This is a genomic window from Pseudohaemophilus paraphrohaemolyticus, from assembly GCF_003253115.1.
Taxonomy (GTDB): domain Bacteria; phylum Pseudomonadota; class Gammaproteobacteria; order Enterobacterales; family Pasteurellaceae; genus Haemophilus_A; species Haemophilus_A paraphrohaemolyticus_A.
In genome coordinates, this window is sequence record NZ_QEQF01000006.1 from 94,195 (window position 1) to 110,613 (window position 16,419).

19 protein-coding genes are annotated in these 16,419 nt (G+C 39.8%); 17 read left to right on the plus strand and 2 right to left on the minus strand.

The window, feature by feature from the left end; all coding sequences use genetic code 11:
* Positions 1–15 precede the first annotated feature (15 nt).
* From DPV92_RS07010 to DPV92_RS07025, 4 genes are all read left to right on the plus strand, one after another.
* Positions 16–798, plus strand: coding sequence for an amino acid ABC transporter substrate-binding protein (locus DPV92_RS07010; protein ID WP_111354256.1), 783 nt, complete (start codon positions 16–18; stop codon positions 796–798).
* A 187-nt stretch (positions 799–985) separates the two neighbouring features.
* Positions 986–2,095: a transglutaminase-like domain-containing protein gene (locus tag DPV92_RS07015; RefSeq protein ID WP_111354257.1), complete on the plus strand. Its 1,110-nt coding sequence runs from the start codon at positions 986–988 to the stop codon at positions 2,093–2,095.
* Positions 2,067–2,429 (plus strand): mercuric transporter MerT family protein, encoded by a 363-nt coding sequence (locus tag DPV92_RS07020; RefSeq protein WP_005709815.1) that lies wholly within the window; start codon positions 2,067–2,069, stop codon positions 2,427–2,429. The genes DPV92_RS07015 and DPV92_RS07020 overlap by 29 nt, the downstream gene beginning before the upstream one ends.
* The gene (locus DPV92_RS07025) at positions 2,429–2,728 is read left to right on the plus strand and encodes a heavy-metal-associated domain-containing protein (RefSeq protein WP_111354258.1); all 300 of its coding nucleotides are present in this window, start codon (positions 2,429–2,431) and stop codon (positions 2,726–2,728) included. The genes DPV92_RS07020 and DPV92_RS07025 overlap by 1 nt, the downstream gene beginning before the upstream one ends.
* Positions 2,729–2,852: 124 nt before the next feature.
* Here the strand turns inward: DPV92_RS07025 and DPV92_RS07030 are convergent, their stop codons facing one another.
* Both DPV92_RS07030 and DPV92_RS07035 read right to left on the minus strand, forming a co-directional pair.
* Positions 2,853–4,019: an HNH endonuclease family protein gene (locus tag DPV92_RS07030; protein WP_111354259.1), complete on the minus strand. Its 1,167-nt coding sequence runs from the start codon at positions 4,017–4,019 to the stop codon at positions 2,853–2,855.
* Between the two features lie 44 nt (positions 4,020–4,063).
* Complete coding sequence (locus tag DPV92_RS07035; protein WP_111354260.1) at positions 4,064–5,197, minus strand: adenine-specific methyltransferase EcoRI family protein; 1,134 nt, start codon at positions 5,195–5,197, stop codon at positions 4,064–4,066.
* A 367-nt stretch (positions 5,198–5,564) separates the two neighbouring features.
* Here DPV92_RS07035 and DPV92_RS07040 point away from each other — a divergent pair, with 367 nt between their 5' ends.
* From DPV92_RS07040 to lldD, 13 genes are all read left to right on the plus strand, one after another.
* Positions 5,565–6,281, plus strand: coding sequence for an amino acid ABC transporter permease (locus DPV92_RS07040; protein WP_005706625.1), 717 nt, complete (start codon positions 5,565–5,567; stop codon positions 6,279–6,281).
* Positions 6,282–6,290: 9 nt separating this feature from the next.
* On the plus strand, positions 6,291–7,040 hold the full coding sequence (locus DPV92_RS07045) for an amino acid ABC transporter ATP-binding protein (protein ID WP_111354261.1): 750 nt from the start codon (positions 6,291–6,293) through the stop codon (positions 7,038–7,040).
* 108 nt (positions 7,041–7,148) lie between these two features.
* Positions 7,149–7,436 carry a YfcZ/YiiS family protein gene (locus tag DPV92_RS07050; RefSeq protein WP_005706598.1) on the plus strand — a complete coding sequence of 96 codons (288 nt, stop codon included), beginning with the start codon at positions 7,149–7,151 and terminating at the stop codon, positions 7,434–7,436.
* Between the two features lie 271 nt (positions 7,437–7,707).
* Entirely contained in the window at positions 7,708–8,088 is a 381-nt protein-coding gene (locus tag DPV92_RS07055) for an ATP synthase subunit I (RefSeq protein WP_111354262.1), read from the plus strand.
* Between the two features lie 27 nt (positions 8,089–8,115).
* Entirely contained in the window at positions 8,116–8,913 is a 798-nt protein-coding gene (gene atpB / locus DPV92_RS07060) for a F0F1 ATP synthase subunit A (RefSeq protein ID WP_111354263.1), read from the plus strand.
* A gap of 124 nt (positions 8,914–9,037) precedes the next feature.
* Positions 9,038–9,292, plus strand: a complete 255-nt coding sequence (gene atpE / locus DPV92_RS07065) for a F0F1 ATP synthase subunit C (protein ID WP_005706613.1) — start codon at positions 9,038–9,040, stop codon at positions 9,290–9,292.
* A 58-nt stretch (positions 9,293–9,350) separates the two neighbouring features.
* A complete protein-coding gene (gene atpF, locus DPV92_RS07070; protein WP_111354264.1) occupies positions 9,351–9,821 on the plus strand; it encodes a F0F1 ATP synthase subunit B in 471 nt (156 codons plus the stop codon).
* 13 nt (positions 9,822–9,834) lie between these two features.
* Complete coding sequence (gene atpH, locus DPV92_RS07075) at positions 9,835–10,368, plus strand: F0F1 ATP synthase subunit delta (RefSeq protein ID WP_111354265.1); 534 nt, start codon at positions 9,835–9,837, stop codon at positions 10,366–10,368.
* A gap of 12 nt (positions 10,369–10,380) precedes the next feature.
* Positions 10,381–11,922: a F0F1 ATP synthase subunit alpha gene (gene atpA, locus DPV92_RS07080; protein WP_111354266.1), complete on the plus strand. Its 1,542-nt coding sequence runs from the start codon at positions 10,381–10,383 to the stop codon at positions 11,920–11,922.
* A 23-nt stretch (positions 11,923–11,945) separates the two neighbouring features.
* Entirely contained in the window at positions 11,946–12,812 is an 867-nt protein-coding gene (gene atpG / locus DPV92_RS07085; RefSeq protein WP_111354267.1) for a F0F1 ATP synthase subunit gamma, read from the plus strand.
* A 17-nt stretch (positions 12,813–12,829) separates the two neighbouring features.
* Positions 12,830–14,203, plus strand: a complete 1,374-nt coding sequence (gene atpD / locus DPV92_RS07090; protein WP_007523430.1) for a F0F1 ATP synthase subunit beta — start codon at positions 12,830–12,832, stop codon at positions 14,201–14,203.
* Between the two features lie 37 nt (positions 14,204–14,240).
* The gene (locus DPV92_RS07095) at positions 14,241–14,660 is read left to right on the plus strand and encodes a F0F1 ATP synthase subunit epsilon (protein WP_111354268.1); all 420 of its coding nucleotides are present in this window, start codon (positions 14,241–14,243) and stop codon (positions 14,658–14,660) included.
* Positions 14,661–14,948: 288 nt separating this feature from the next.
* The gene (lldD, locus tag DPV92_RS07100) at positions 14,949–16,094 is read left to right on the plus strand and encodes an FMN-dependent L-lactate dehydrogenase LldD (protein ID WP_111354269.1); all 1,146 of its coding nucleotides are present in this window, start codon (positions 14,949–14,951) and stop codon (positions 16,092–16,094) included.
* The last annotated feature ends 325 nt before the right edge of the window (positions 16,095–16,419 follow it).

A 16,419-nucleotide genomic window follows, 5' to 3' on the forward strand; every position in this document is an offset into this window, starting at 1 on the left:
ATTAAGGATTTTATTATGTTAAAAAAATTATCTGTGATTGCATTAACTTCTTTAGCATTAGCCACTTCAGCTACTTCTTTTGCGAAAGATTCCCTCTTAGATCGCATCAATAATAAAGGCGTGGTCACCGTCGGCACTGAAGGCACTTACGCCCCATTTACCTATCACGATGAAAGTGGCAAATTAACCGGCTACGATGTGGAAGTAACCCGTGCGGTCGCGGAAAAATTAGGTATAAAAGTTGAATTTAAAGAGACAAATTGGGATTCTATGTTGGCAGGCTTAAAAGCAGGTCGTTTTGATTTAGTGGCAAACCAGGTGGCATTGACAACCCCTGAACGCCAAGCAATTTTTGATAAATCAGAATCTTATAACTGGTCGGGAGCGGTATTAGTTGCCCCTAAAGATGAAACTCGCATCCATAAAGTTGAAGATGTGAAAGGCTTGCGAGCGGCACAATCTTTAACCTCAAACTATGGTGAACTTGCCCAAAAATATGGTGCGAAACTTGTTCCTGTAGATGGCTTAGCACAAAGTATCAAAGTGATTGAAACCAAACGTGCTGATTTCACTTTTAACGATTCATTGGCTATCTTAGATTACATCAAGAAAAACCCAAAATCGGATTTAAAAATCTTCTGGGAATCAGATGATAAAGTCGGGGCAGGTTTAGTGGTCGATAAAGGTAATGATGAAGCATTAAGCAAAATCAGCAATGCAATCATTGAACTTCGCAATGAAGGCAAATTAAAAGCCTTAGGTGAACAGTTCTTCGGGCGTGATGTGAGCGTTAAATAATTTGACTCAACATAGATAAATAAGCGGTCTGAATCAGCAAAACTTTTGCAAAATCAGACCGCTTGTTGTTTATTTTTTATCAAACCCCTTTCTTTCTTCTGCGGTTCTCGCTATGCTAATGGCTCGCTCTTTGCAGCGAACCTCACGCTAAAATATAGCAAGTTATGTTTATTTTAAGGGTATTACAATGAAGAAAATGCTTCTCGCCTCTCTAGTGGCAACAGGTTTTGCCTACGCAAACCAACCTCAAACGTTTACTAATCCAAATACTACACTTCATACTTACGAATTCACCAACACTTACGATCTTGTTGTGCCGAAAGGGGCGTCTGGACAAACTAATTTATGGGTGCCATTGCCGTTTGACAGCGATTATCAAAACGTAAAATCAATTGAGTTTGAAGGGAATTACAACAAAGCGTTTATTACTGAAAATAACCAATACGGTGCGAAAACACTTTATGCAAACTGGAATGATAAAGCCGAAAAACGCTTGTTAAAAGTGAAAATGGTGGTGCAAACCCAAGATCGTGAATATGGTAAAACTGGGGCATTAAGCCAGTACCAAATGCCTGAAAACATTGAATATAGTATTGATGTTCAGCCATATTTAAAAGCGACCGAACACATAAAAATTGACGGTATCGTGAAGGAATTTGCTGATAAAATTGTCGGAAATGAAACTAATCCGCTTAAAAAAGCGGAGTTGATTCACCAATGGATCGTCAAAAATATGGAACGCGATAATAGCGTGCTAGGCTGTGGCGATGGTGATGTAGAAAAAATTCTGACCACAGGCGTGTTAAAAGGCAAATGTACCGACATTAATTCTGTCTTTGTAGCATTGGCTCGAGCGGTAAACATTCCTGCACGTGAAATTTTCGGAATTCGCTTAGGTGCTGCGCCGAAAATGTCTGCTTATTCCGCAACCTCATTCGGGAGTGCTAAAGATGGCGTAGCGAACGTAAATGGTGGGCAACATTGCAGAGCAGAATTTTATCTTGCAGGTTTTGGCTGGGTGCCAGTCGATTCGGCGGATGTGGCAAAAATGCGTCTAGCAGAGAAAAAATCGGTGGAGGATAAAGAGACACAAGCAGTTGCTAATTATCTATTTGGCAACTGGGAAGCAAACTGGGTTGGATTTAACCACGCACGCGATTTTGCTTTATACCCAACGCCAGAACTCACTCCGCTTAACAACTTTGGCTATCCGTATGCAGAAGTGGGCGGCGAGCCATTAAATTCATTCGATGCCAAAGAGTTTGGTTATGAATTTATCTCTAAAGAAATCAAATAATCGTTTTATTGCAACTTGTGTCACTGCGGTCGTCGCTGCGGTGACTTCAAGCCTTTGTTGCATTGCACCGCTGATTTATTTGCTGTTTGGCGTTTCCTCCACGTGGCTTATCGAATTAAATCAATTTGATTTTTTACGCATCCCAATGTTGGTGCTTTCGCTTGTGGCATTTAGTTACGGCTTCTGGCTCTTGGTTTTCTCGAAAAAAATCATCTGCACCCGATATTTATCACGCCGAGCCTTGCTCGTCCTTTACTGGCTAGTGTTCGGCATCATTCTTTTCTTCTTATTTTATCCAACATTTTTACCGTGGATATTAGAACAGGTGGAATAATGAAAACTTGGATTTTAGCCTTAGGACTGGCTTCCTCTGCCCTGCCAACGCATTTTGCTCACGCAACCGAAACCACGCAAACCCAATCGCAACGTGAGGTAATGTTGAGCGTGCCCGAAATGAACTGCCAACTTTGTATTTACTTGGTTAACCGCGAATTACGCTCCATTGATGGTGTGATTTCAACCAAAGCCAATATGAAAGAACGCAACGTAAAAGTGGTTGCAAAACCTGAAGTGAGCAATGAACAACTTATTCAAGCGATTGAAAAGTTGCATTACACTGCTAAAGTGATGTGATATGGAAAAGACAAGCGGTCGAATTTGTAAAATAAATTCGACCGCTCATTTTTGTATATGTTTATCGGCATAAACATATGCCCAGAATATGTCGAAAAAATGGGATTTTTTAAAGATGAGAAACTTATTTATTTCCTTTATTTCGATTATGCGTTATACAAAGCATTTCACAATTCTCCGCAGAAGTTGTTCCGCCTTTACTCCACGCTGAAACATGATCAGCTTCCATTTCTTTTATAGTCCAAATTTTGGTTTTATTGGCATTGTCGTGAATGGCACAAAGCGGGCAGTTGGATTTCCCTTCTTTTTCGGCTTGCTCTGTTTGTTTTTTATAAGTTGCTTTTTTGGTGGCTTCGTCAAACACTCGAACATCTAGCAATCGTTTATCTTGCTCTCCACCTAAAATATATTCAAAAATCCCTTTACGGTTTTTTACATAAGGATCGGAATATAAGGCTTTTACCCGCTCTGCAACTTGTTTGGGATTGTAGGCAGTTTTGCCGTAGGTTGCGTATAATCGTCCCCATTCTAAGCCCTTCATTTCTTTCTCTGGGCTTTCTTCAAATACCATTGAAATCCAATCAATAACCGTGGTGAAATGATTTTCTAATTCGGTAATGTTGTCGCTGTGGCGATGAGTTTGCATATAATCGCTCACGTTACCGTTGCTTACCCAATTTAAGGCTTCAGCTAAGAAATCTTGTCGAGCAGCAGAGCCTTTAATATAAGCTCCCCATTTTTGAGTATGCGGATTTTGGCTATTACTAAATTTTTCTTTCGCTTTGGTGACAAATTTGCCCGAATAAATTGCATTCAGTAATTCTTGCTCATTGAGCGGTACACCTGCAATATTGATAGTTTTAAACCACTCTTTAATATCGCTTTCATCGCCCTTGCAAATATAAACCAGCAATTTGGTTTTTTTTATCAATTCCTGTTTATCTTCTGGTAACGCATTAAAGTTAAATGGCTCTCCATCAATGATGATTGAGAGTTTATTGGTCATAAATCTCCCAATACTGGTAATGCGTTGCTGTCCGTCTAGTACTTCGTATCGGTCGTCAGCAGTTTGGTTAAAATAAATTATGCCAAGCGGATAGCCCTTTAAAATGGATTGAATGACTGCAACATCTCGCTTACCGTCCGCATAAATATAATTGCGTTGATATTCTGGCTGAATGGTGAGCTTCCCTCCCCAGCCAAATAATCCTTTACCTTCCAATTCGTTATATTGGAATCCTTCGCACAGTGCTTCTAAAGTAATTTCATTATTTAAGGTTGTTTGCATCATAGTTGATTTTTCCGTTATAAGAGAGGTTAATTTTTAAGAGAATTTTATGATTTGTGTTTGATTAAAATTCTGCCGTATGTTCTTTTATTATTTACAACAGTGCAGCCTCCTCTATCCTCACTATGTATTTGATAACCTAATTTTTCTAGAACCTCCTCGGGAGCTGAAGCTCTCGTATTGCCACTAGCTTGCCAAATAATGTCAAATTGGTCGGGATTATATTTATCTAAAAAAGAAATCGGTACTCCCATTATCCCGTCAAAATCACTTGGGATTGCATTAGTAAAAGGGACTTCAATGGCATTGTAATTATCGTATTTTAAGTAAGCAGCTGTACCTACGATTTTTTTATTAAATTTGAGATTGTCTGCCATTGTCATTAATGGTAATGGCTCGTGACGGCGACCATGATCTAAATTGGTAAACCACATTCCTGTAGTTCTTGCCATTAGCTCATTTCCAACTTTTCGATATGCACTACCTTCTTGTTTATTTTCAATAAATTCATTTTCCATTTCTTTAGGGATATGGAACAATATATCTGCTCCCATAGACATTGCTCCAGACCAAATTTTATTTGATTGGATTAGAGGAAAAACCTCTTTATAAGTAATAGCATTCTTATTGCTTATAATTGTGAATTTTTTATCTGCTTCTACAATCCAAGCCAAAAACTCTCGAAACAGAGAAAATGGTGGGTTAGTGATAATAATATCGGCTTGGTCGCGTAATTTTTTCACTTCATCACTACGGAAATCGCCATCGCCTTTTAAATATTTCCACTCTAAATCGTCAATATTGATTTTACCATCGCCCGACTTATCGTGCGTAAGCGTAAAAATTTTGCCTTGTTTTGGGCTTAATTCTGGATCAAAACGTTCATCACTTTGCTCAAATAAAGAGGATTGATAAGCAAAGCCTGCAGGTTTGCTGGTAGCGGCAAAGCTTGTGCTGATAAGCTTTTTTAAACCTAAACGCTGGAAATTTTGGGCAAAGTATTTGGTAAAGTTGCTCCATTCGGGATCATCACAAGGAAGTAGAATGGTTTTATCTTTGAACACATCAGGATTGAAATCCAAGTAGGCTTGCATTTCTTTTTCAATGTCGTGGTATTGGGTATAAAACTCGTCGTTTTTGGCGGTTTTTGCTTTAGAAAGGTTACTGTTTTTTGCTGCCATTATGCCACCTCTTTTTTCATAGGGGCTATTGACAGCAATAGAATAGATTTTAAACTATTTTGTGTAGAATCGGTGTAGAATCGGTGTAGAATCGGTGTAGAATCGGTGTAGAATCGGTGTAGAATCGTATGAGGCATTTATATTCTCCTAATATATAAACTAAATTCCTGTAAATTATATCGTATTTGCATACTGAATAAAAAAACTCTTATTTCTTATATAAATGCTTTAACAAGCGGTCGAATTCGTAAAATCAAACGCAAATTCGACCGCTTGTTTTTCTATATTGTAACAATTCGTTAATCTCCCCTTGCAACCCAGCTAATTTTCCTTACAATCGGGAAAAACAATTTTTTAAGGATTTTCTGTGTTAGAAACTTTATTACTTCAAATCCCGTTTATGGATGAAGGTCGGGTCAAATTAGTGATTGATGCCTTTTGGCCGATGGTAGAAGCGGCGGTGTTGGTCTCTATTCCACTCGCGATTGCTTCTTTTATTATTGGGATGATTTTAGCAGTGGGTGTGGCGTTAATTCGTGTAACGCCTGTAAATGGTGTGTTGCATCGAATCGCTCTGGCAATTGTGAAAGTGTACATCTCGATTATTCGAGGTACGCCAATGTTGGTGCAAATCTCGGTGGTGTTTTACGGTTTGCCTGCGATTGGGGTATTTATTGACCCGATTCCCGCGGCGATTATTGGCTTCTCACTCAATATAGGGGCGTATGCGTCGGAAACGGTACGTGCGGCGATTTCTTCTGTGCCGAAAGGGCAGTGGGAGGCAGGTTATACGATTGGGATGACTTATATGCAAACCTTCCGCCGTATAATTGCTCCGCAAGCGGTTCGCGTGGCAGTTCCGCCGTTGAGTAATACTTTCATCGGCTTATTTAAAGATACTTCGCTGGCTTCGGTGGTGACGGTAACGGAGATGTTCCGCGTGGCTCAACAAATGGCGAATATGTCGTATGATTTCTTGCCTGTTTATATTGAAGCGGGCGTGATTTATTGGTGCTTCTGTTGGGTGCTATTCCTCATTCAAGCAAAATTAGAAACCCGTTTTAATCGTTTTGTTGCAAAATAAGGAAAAATGATGATCGAGATTAAAAATATCCATAAAACATTTGGCAACAATACGATTTTGCGTGGTATTGACCTGAATATTCAAAAAGGGCAAGTAGTCGTGATTTTAGGGCCTTCAGGTTCGGGCAAGACGACGTTTTTGCGTTGTCTGAATGCACTAGAAATGCCGGAGCAAGGTACAATTAAATTCGAAAATGAGCAACCGCTAGCGGTTGATTTTGGGGATAATCCTACAAAAAAAGCCATTTTAGCATTGCGCCGTAAATCGGGTATGGTCTTCCAAAATTACAATCTTTTTCCGCATAAAACAGCGGTAGAAAATGTGATGGAAGGTCCTGTATTCGTGCAAGGAAAGTCAGTTACACAAGCTAAACAAGAAGCAATGGCGTTGTTGGCTAAAGTGGGATTAGCGGATAAAGCAGAGCTCTACCCTTACCAACTTTCAGGCGGGCAGCAACAACGTGTTGGGATTGCACGTGCGTTGGCAATTCAGCCTGAACTGATGCTGTTTGATGAGCCAACTTCGGCACTTGACCCAGAGCTTGTACAAGATGTGTTAAACACGATGAAAGAGTTGGCAAATGAAGGTTGGACGATGGTAGTGGTCACGCACGAGATCAAGTTTGCCTTAGATGTTGCTGATGTGGTTGTGGTGATGGATGGTGGGGATATTGTAGAACAAGGTTCGCCGAAAGCGTTATTTGAAAATCCGCAGCACGAACGTACTAAACGGTTCTTGCATCAAATTCGGGATCACTAATCTTCTAGATTAGTCTTTTGCGTTAGATCATATAATTTCTAATCTGCATTTGACCCTCTAACTAATTAGTATTAAAGTTATATCCACTTTTTTAAAAAGGGATATGTTATGAAAAACGAAAAACCAATTGAATGCACAGGTTGCAACACTTTTGATGTCGGTTCTATTTTAGATAATAGTGAAGTGACGGCTCAAGTTGAGCGAGTTTATGGTTCTGAAGCAGAAGCTCAAGAGGCATTAGCCCGTTTAAATGCGAAAGCTAAAGAGGTTGATGAAGGCTATCAAGTAGAAAGCCAAATCAATGCAGTGGAAGGTGGTTTCAAACTGGATGCGAACTTTACCTTTAGCTGTCAAGCCGAAGTGGTCATCTTCCAGTTAGGTACACGTGCTATTTAATTTTTAGAAAAAGCGAGAATTTATTTCTCGCTTTTTCATCTTTTATTTTTCTGTTTCAAATAAGTTAATTTTTTACAAGAGATCAAAAAAAGTAATTGCTTTTAATTCTTTTAAAACATAAAAAAATTAAAAAAGGAACTTTTTAACTAAATTTTAACAAAACGCAATTTTCTTCCCCTTTTTTAGTATGATTTTTGTTGAAACTCAACAATGGTAGCGTATAATTCGAGTGATTTTTCTGAATTAACAAACTGAATAAAAAGGAACGCCAATGTCGGCTGTTATCAACCGAGCCAAACATCGTTATATCAAAGCGATAAAATGGGAAATGGCGATTATTTTTTTGAGTTTCCTTGCAGTGATTACCGTGCAATCCGAACTTAATGTTTCGTTTTTAGCGGGAGCAATTTCAAGTTTTTTACCGCATTGCGTGTTTGTTTACTGGATTTTCTTTAAATCAGCAAAAGTTCAACAAAAAATGACAGCTTTCTACTGGGGAGAGGGAATGAAATGGTTAATGACGATGGTGTTAATCATCCTGAGTTTGACTCTGCTTCCTGCGTTAAAAGTGCTGTTTTTCTTTGCTGGTTATTTCGTTACATTATTGTTAAATATTGTGTTACCTGTAATGCTCGAACGGCATACAACCTAGTTTTTATATTTTTATCAAGGATAAATTATGGCTGGAAATACCGCTGAATATATTGGTCACCACCTTACGTTTGCAACCACAGGCGAGGGCTTTTGGAATGTGCATTTAGATACGTTATTTTTCTCTATCGTATCCGCTCTGATTTTCTTATTTGTGTTTCGCAAAGTTGCAAAAAGTGCAACGACTGGCGTGCCAAGTAAGTTGCAATGTTTTGTAGAAATGGTGGTTGAATGGGTGGATGGTTTAGTAAAAGATAACCTTCACGCATCACACCATATTCGTCATAAAGTGGCTGCATTAGCATTAACCATTTTCTGTTGGGTTTTTGTGATGAATGCGATTGACTTAGTTCCTGTTGATTTTCTTCCTCAATTCGCTGGATTGTTCGGTGTTCACTATTTACGTGCTGTACCAACTGCAGATATTAGTGCAACACTCGGTATGTCAATCTGTGTATTCGGCTTAATCCTTTTCTACACAGTGAAATCAAAAGGCTTTAGTGGTTTAGTAAAAGAATATACGCTCCACCCTTTTAATCACTGGGCATTTATTCCTGTCAACTTCATTCTTGAAAGCGTAACATTATTAGCAAAACCGATTTCATTGGCGTTCCGTCTATTCGGTAATATGTATGCAGGTGAGTTAATCTTCATCTTAATTGCAGTAATGTATATGGCGGACAATTTTGCATTGCAAGCATTGGGTATTCCATTGCATTTAGTTTGGGCAATTTTCCACATTTTGGTTATTACGCTCCAAGCCTTTATCTTTATGATGCTAACGATTGTTTACTTGAGTATCGCTTATAACAAAGCGGATCATTAAACGAACCCATAAGCGGTGGAATTTTAGTGAAATTTTGCAAAAATTAGACCGCTTGTATTTTTCTTTAACTTAAACAAAACCTTAGCCGAGAGGCTAATTCCTCAATCTTTTAATGGAGAACATTATGGAATCAGTAATCACAGCAACTATTATTGGTGCATCAATTTTATTAGCTTTCGCAGCACTTGGTACTGCAATTGGCTTCGCACTTTTAGGTGGCAAATTTTTAGAGTCTTCTGCTCGTCAACCTGAATTAGCAAGCAGCTTACAAACTAAAATGTTCATCGTTGCTGGTCTTTTAGATGCTATCGCAATGATCGCTGTTGGTATTGCATTATTATTCATCTTCGCAAACCCATTCATCGGTTTATTAGGCTAATCCCTATAAATAATAGGCGTTACCTTCGGGTAATTTAACTAACTTTATAGGAGGCGTTGTGAACTTAAATGCAACACTAATTGGCCAACTTATTGCGTTCGTCCTTTTTGTGGCGTTCTGTATGAAATATGTATGGCCACCGCTTATTAAAGCGATTGAAGAGCGTCAAGCAAATATAGCTAACGCTTTAGCATCAGCGGAAAAAGCGAAACAAGAGCAAGCAGACTCAAAAGCTGAAGCGGATAAAGAAATCCTTAAAGCTAAAGAAGAAGCTCAAAAAATTATTGATTTAGCAACGAAAAGACGTAATGAAATTTTAGAATCTGTGCAAGCAGAGGCTGAGGTGGAACGTCAGCGTATTATTGAACAAGGTCGTGCGGAAGTTGAAAGCGAACGTAAACGTGTTCAAGAAGAGCTTCGTCAAAAAGTAGCAGCATTAGCCGTGGCTGGTGCAGAGAAAATTGTGGGTCGCTCTGTAGATAGCGCGGCGAACAATGACATTATTGATAAGCTAGTTGCAGAACTATAATAAGGTGGGGCAGATGTCAGAATATAGTACAGTAGCTCGCCCCTACGCTAAAGCAGCTTTTGATTTTGCTTTAGAGCAAGGTCAGTTGGATAAATGGCAGGCAATGTTGCAGTTTTCAGCGGTTGTTGCTGAAAATGAGCAGGTGGAAGAATACATCAGCGGTGCACTTGCAAGCGGTCAAATTGCAGATTTCTTTTGCAATATCTGCGGCGACCAACTTGACCAATATGGGCAAAATTTTATTCGTGTAATGGCTGAAAACAAGCGTTTACCTGTGTTACCTGCGGTGTATGAGCAATTCTTAACATTGCGTGCAGAACATGAAGCGGTGAAAGATGTTTTAGTCGTGTCAGCTACCGAATTAAGTCAAGCACAAACCGATAAAATCGCAAGCGCGATGGAAAAACGCTTAGGTCAGAAAGTCCGTTTAAGTAGCCAAATCGATAAAGCCCTAATTGCAGGTGTGATTATTCAATATGATGATGTGGTGATTGATGGCAGTAGCCGCGGGCAGTTAGAACGATTAAGCCAAGCGTTGAGCTTGTAAGAGGAATAAAAAATGCAACTAAATTCAACTGAAATTAGTGAATTGATTAAAAAACGAATTGCCCAGTTTAATGTGGCGAGCGATGCTCAAAGCACAGGGACAATCGTTTCAGTAAGCGATGGTATTATTCGCATTCACGGTCTTGCAGATGTAATGCAAGGTGAAATGATCGAATTACCAGGTGGTCGCTACGCTATCGCATTGAACTTAGAACGTGATTCAGTCGGTGCGGTGGTAATGGGACCTTACGCAGATTTAGCAGAAGGTATGGCGGTAAAATGTACAGGTCGTATCTTAGAAGTACCAGTAGGTCGTGGTTTATTAGGTCGTGTGGTAAACACTTTAGGTCAACCAATTGATGGTAAGGGCGAAGTAGAACACGATGGTTTCTCGCCAGTTGAAGTGATTGCACCAGGTGTAATCGACCGTCAATCTGTAGATCAACCAGTACAAACTGGCTATAAAGCGGTGGACTCAATGGTACCAATCGGTCGTGGTCAACGTGAGTTAATCATCGGTGACCGTCAAACTGGTAAAACAGCGTTAGCAATCGATGCGATCATCGCGCAGAAAGATTCTGGCGTAAAATGTATCTATGTTGCTATTGGTCAAAAAGCTTCAACTATTGCGAACGTAGTGCGTAAATTAGAAGAGCACGGTGCATTAGCAAATACTATCGTTGTAGTGGCATCAGCATCTGAATCAGCTGCATTACAATACCTTGCACCATACTCTGGTTGTGCAATGGGCGAATACTTCCGTGATCGTGGTGAAGATGCGTTAATTGTTTATGATGATTTATCTAAACAAGCCGTTGCTTACCGTCAAATTTCATTATTATTACGTCGTCCACCAGGTCGTGAAGCATTCCCAGGGGATGTATTCTACCTACACTCTCGTTTACTAGAGCGTGCAGCACGCGTAAATGCAGATTACGTAGAACGTTTCACTAATGGTGCGGTAAAAGGTCAAACGGGTTCTTTAACGGCATTACCAATTATTGAAACTCAAGCAGGTGACGTTTCAGCATTCGTACCGACAAACGTAATTTCGATTACTGATGGTCAGATTTTCTTAGAATCTAACTTATTTAACTCAGGTATTCGTCCTGCGGTAAACCCAGGTATATCTGTTTCTCGTGTAGGTTCTGCAGCACAAACCAAAGTAATTAAAAAATTATCAGGCGGTATCCGTACTGCATTAGCGCAATATCGTGAGTTGGCAGCATTTGCACAGTTTGCGTCAGATTTAGATGATGCAACGCGTAAACAACTTTCTCACGGTCAAAAAGTAACAGAATTGTTGAAACAAAAACAATTTGCGCCAATGCCAGTAAGTGAACAAGCGCTTGTTTTATTTGCTGCTGAATTTGGCCACTTAGATGATGTAGAAGTTGAGCGTATTGGCTCATTTGAATCTGCATTATTGGCTTACGCTAATAGCAACCATGCTGATTTTATGAAGGATTTAGCAAAATCTGGCGATTATAACGATTCAATTAAGGATCAATTAAAAGCTATCGTTGAGAACTTCAAAAAGAACGGTGCATGGTAATCACTAACTAGCGGAGAAAGATTATGGCAGGTGCGAAAGAGATAAGAACCAAAATTGCAAGTGTTCGTAATACGCAAAAAATTACGAAAGCAATGGAAATGGTTGCAACCTCTAAAATGCGTAAAACGCAAGAGCGTATGTCGGCTTCTCGCCCGTATTCGGAAACTATCCGTAAGGTGATCAGCCATATTGCAAAAGGCAGCATTGGTTATAAGCACCCGTTTTTAACTGAACGTGAGATTAAAAAAGTAGGTTACTTAATCGTATCTACAGACCGCGGCTTATGTGGCGGTCTTAACATCAATTTATTCAAAGCAACATTGAATGAATTTAAAACATGGAATGATAAAAACGTTAGTGCAGAGCTTGGCTTAGTAGGTTCAAAAGCGGTAAGTTTTTACCAAAGTCTTGGTTTAAATGTGCGTTCTCAAGTTATTGGTTTAGGCGATAATCCTGAAATGGAACGTATTGTGGGTATGGTAAATGAAATGATTGATGCCTACCGCAATAAAGAAGTGGATGCAGTGTTTGTGGCGTATAACCGTTTTGAAAACACAATGTCACAAAAACCGGTTATCGCACAATTACTTCCGTTACCAAAATTAGCAGATGACGAATTAGAGACTAAAGGTTCATGGGATTATATTTATGAACCAAATCCACAAGTATTGTTGGATAGTTTATTAGTACGTTACTTGGAAACTCAGGTGTATCAAGCGATTGTAGATAACCTTGCTTCTGAACAAGCCGCTCGAATGGTAGCAATGAAAGCCGCAACAGACAACGCGGGTACTTTAATTGATGAATTACAATTAGTGTATAACAAAGCTCGCCAAGCAAGCATTACAAATGAATTAAATGAAATTGTCGCCGGTGCGGCAGCAATTTAGAGAAAAGAGGAACGGTAATGGCAACAGGAAAAATTGTACAGATCATCGGTGCGGTGATTGACGTTGAATTCCCACAAGATGCAGTACCAAAAGTATATGATGCGTTAAAAGTTGAATCAGGTTTAACGCTTGAAGTCCAACAGCAGTTAGGTGGTGGACTGGTTCGTTGTATCGCACTCGGTACATCAGACGGTTTAAAACGTGGCTTAAAAGTTGAAAATACTCACAACCCAATTCAAGTACCAGTGGGCACTAAAACGTTGGGTCGTATTATGAACGTGTTAGGTGAGCCAATCGATGAAAAAGGTCCTATCGGCGAAGAAGAACGTTGGGATATTCATCGTGCAGCACCAAGCTACGAAGAACAATCAAACAGTACGGAATTACTTGAAACCGGTATCAAAGTTATCGACTTAATCTGCCCATTCGCAAAAGGGGGTAAAGTTGGTTTATTCGGTGGTGCGGGTGTAGGTAAAACCGTTAACATGATGGAATTAATCCGTAACATCGCGATCGAGCACTCAGGTTATTCAGTGTTTGCGGGTGTTGGTGAGCGTACTCGTGAAGGTAACGACTTCTATCATGAAATGACAGACTCTAACGTATTAGATAAAGTATCGTTAGTGTATGGTCAAATGAACGAACCACCAGGTAACCGTTTACGTGTAGCATTAACTGGTTTAACCATGGCAGAAAAATTCCGTGATGAAGGTCGTGATGTATTATTCTTCGTAGATAATATCTATCGTTATACTCTTGCTGGTACTGAAGTATCTGCGTTATTAGGTCGTATGCCATCTGCGGTAGGTTACCAACCAACATTAGCAGAAGAAATGGGTGTGTTACAAGAGCGTATCACCTCAACCAAAACTGGTTCGATTACCTCTGTACAAGCGGTGTACGTACCAGCCGATGACTTAACAGACCCATCGCCAGCGACAACCTTTGCGCACTTAGACTCAACCGTCGTATTAAGTCGTAACATCGCATCACTTGGTATTTACCCAGCGGTTGACCCATTAGACTCAACTTCACGTCAATTAGATCCATTAGTGGTAGGCGAAGAACACTATAACGTAGCGCGTGGTGTACAAGGTACATTACAACGTTATAAAGAGTTAAAAGATATCATCGCAATTCTTGGTATGGACGAATTATCTGAAGATGATAAATTAGTGGTAGCACGTGCGCGTAAAATCGAACGTTTCTTATCACAACCATTCTTCGTTGCTGAAGTATTCACAGGTTCACCAGGTAAATATGTATCATTAAAAGACACAATTCGTGGCTTTAAAGGTATTTTAGAAGGCGAATTTGACCATATTCCAGAACAAGCGTTCTATATGGCAGGCTCAATTGACGAAGTTGTGGAAAGAGCAAGTAAGATGTAATTGTTCCCTAACTTCATAGGAACGCAAGGAGAACAAAATGGCATCTCAATTTGAACTTAACGTAGTCAGTGCAGAGCAAAAAATCTTCACAGGGCAAGTTGTTAGCGTACGAGTAACTGGGATTGATGGTGAGTTAGGTGTGTATGCAGGGCATACCCCATTATTAACCGCAATCAAACCAGGTATGGTGAAATACACCTTATCTGATGGCAATGAAGCATTTATTTATGTTTCAGGTGGCTTCTTAGAAGTACAGCCAACAGTGGTTACCGTACTAGCAGATGTGGCGATTCGAGGCGAAGAACTTGATCAACAACGCATCTTAGCAGCTAAACGTAAAGTAGAGGAAAGTTTAAGCAAGGCCAACGATGTTGATCTTTCTGCAAAACTTTCTCGCGAAATCGCGAAACTCCGCGTTTACGACATCGTTAACTCACAACTTTCTCGCAGAAGATAACTTATTCAAGTTAAACCAAATCCCAACCAAATGGTTGGGGTTTTCTTTTGTAGAGTGTTGAATGAAGTTCACACATATAAGCGGTGGGATTTTTATAAAGATTGGCAAAGTTTATAAGGAATTTGACCGCTTGCCGAGGGTAACAAGTTACCCTTAGCAATTTATACACGAACCTTCCCCAAATAAACTGTGATCTAGATCTCAAAATAAGAATAATTAGCATTTAATCTTGTTAAATTAGTGTTACACTCTGATAACTTTCTTATTAACAGAGTTCAAGAGGTCAAAATGATTATTTCATCAGCCAGCGATTATCGTGAAGCGGCGCGTCGCCGTGTTCCTCCTTTTATGTTCCACTATGCCGATGGCGGTTCTTATGCCGAGCAAACTCTTTCTCGTAATGTGAGCGATTTGGAAAACATCGCTTTAAGACAACGTGTACTAAAAGATATGTCGGACTTAGATACCAGCATTGAGCTGTTTGGCGAAAAACTTTCAATGCCGACTATTCTTGCACCTGTTGGGGCGTGCGGTATGTATGCTCGTCGGGGGGAAGTCCAAGCAGCACAAGCGGCAGATAACAAAGGTGTGCCGTTTACCCTTTCAACGGTGTCAATCTGCCCGATTGAGGAAGTGGCACCAGCGATTAAACGCCCGATGTGGTTCCAGCTTTATGTATTAAAAGATCGTGGTTTTATGAAAAATGCCCTTGAGCGAGCCAAAGCCGCGGGCTGTTCAACTTTGGTGTTCACCGTGGATATGCCGACCCCTGGTGCTCGTTATCGTGATATTCACTCAGGTATGAGTGGTCCTTACAAAGAAATTCGCCGTGTGTTGCAAGGCTTTACTCACCCTTTCTGGGCGTATGATGTGGGTATCAAAGGCAAACCGCACACTTTGGGCAATGTTTCAACTTATATGGGTAGACAAATTGGCTTAGATGATTATATTGGCTGGCTCACCGAAAACTTTGATCCATCGATTTCGTGGAAGGATTTAGAGTGGATTCGTGAGTTCTGGGATGGTCCGATGGTGATTAAAGGCATTCTCGATCCAGAAGATGCGAAAGATGCTGTGCGTTTTGGTGCTGATGGCATAGTAGTTTCTAACCACGGTGGTCGTCAATTAGATGGTGTGCTTTCAAGTGCAAGAGCGTTATCACCGATTGCAGATGCCGTGAAAGGGGATATCAAAATTATTGCTGATTCAGGTATTCGTAACGGTTTAGATGTGGTGCGTATGTTAGCGTTAGGAGCAGATGCAACAATGTTAGGTCGAGCATTTGTTTATGCGTTAGGGGCAGCTGGTCGTCAAGGTGTTGAAAATATGTTGGATATTTTCAAAAAAGAAATGCGTGTAGCGATGACATTAACCAGCAATCGTACTATTGCCGATATTAAACCAGATGCATTAGTAGATTTAAGTAAACTCTAATTTACAAAACTTGGAGAAAAATAAACCGCTTGTTGGTGTAATTTTGTGTTTCGCGTATGTATTTTCTACAAGCGGTAAATTTTTTTAAAATTTTTTGTAAAAAGTGCTTGCACGAGTTTTATTTTTCTCTATAATGCACCCCACACAACGACGCACTGTTGTGAATGATTTAAATTGATATGCAGTGCGTCGTTTCTTTTTGTTCTTTAACAACTTATCAGACAATCTGTGTGGGCACTTGTTGATTGACTTAGTTAAAATATTTTAATTTTGAAGTCTTGATAAAAGTGCTAACTAGAAATTCATTTTTACCTTTAAATTAAAT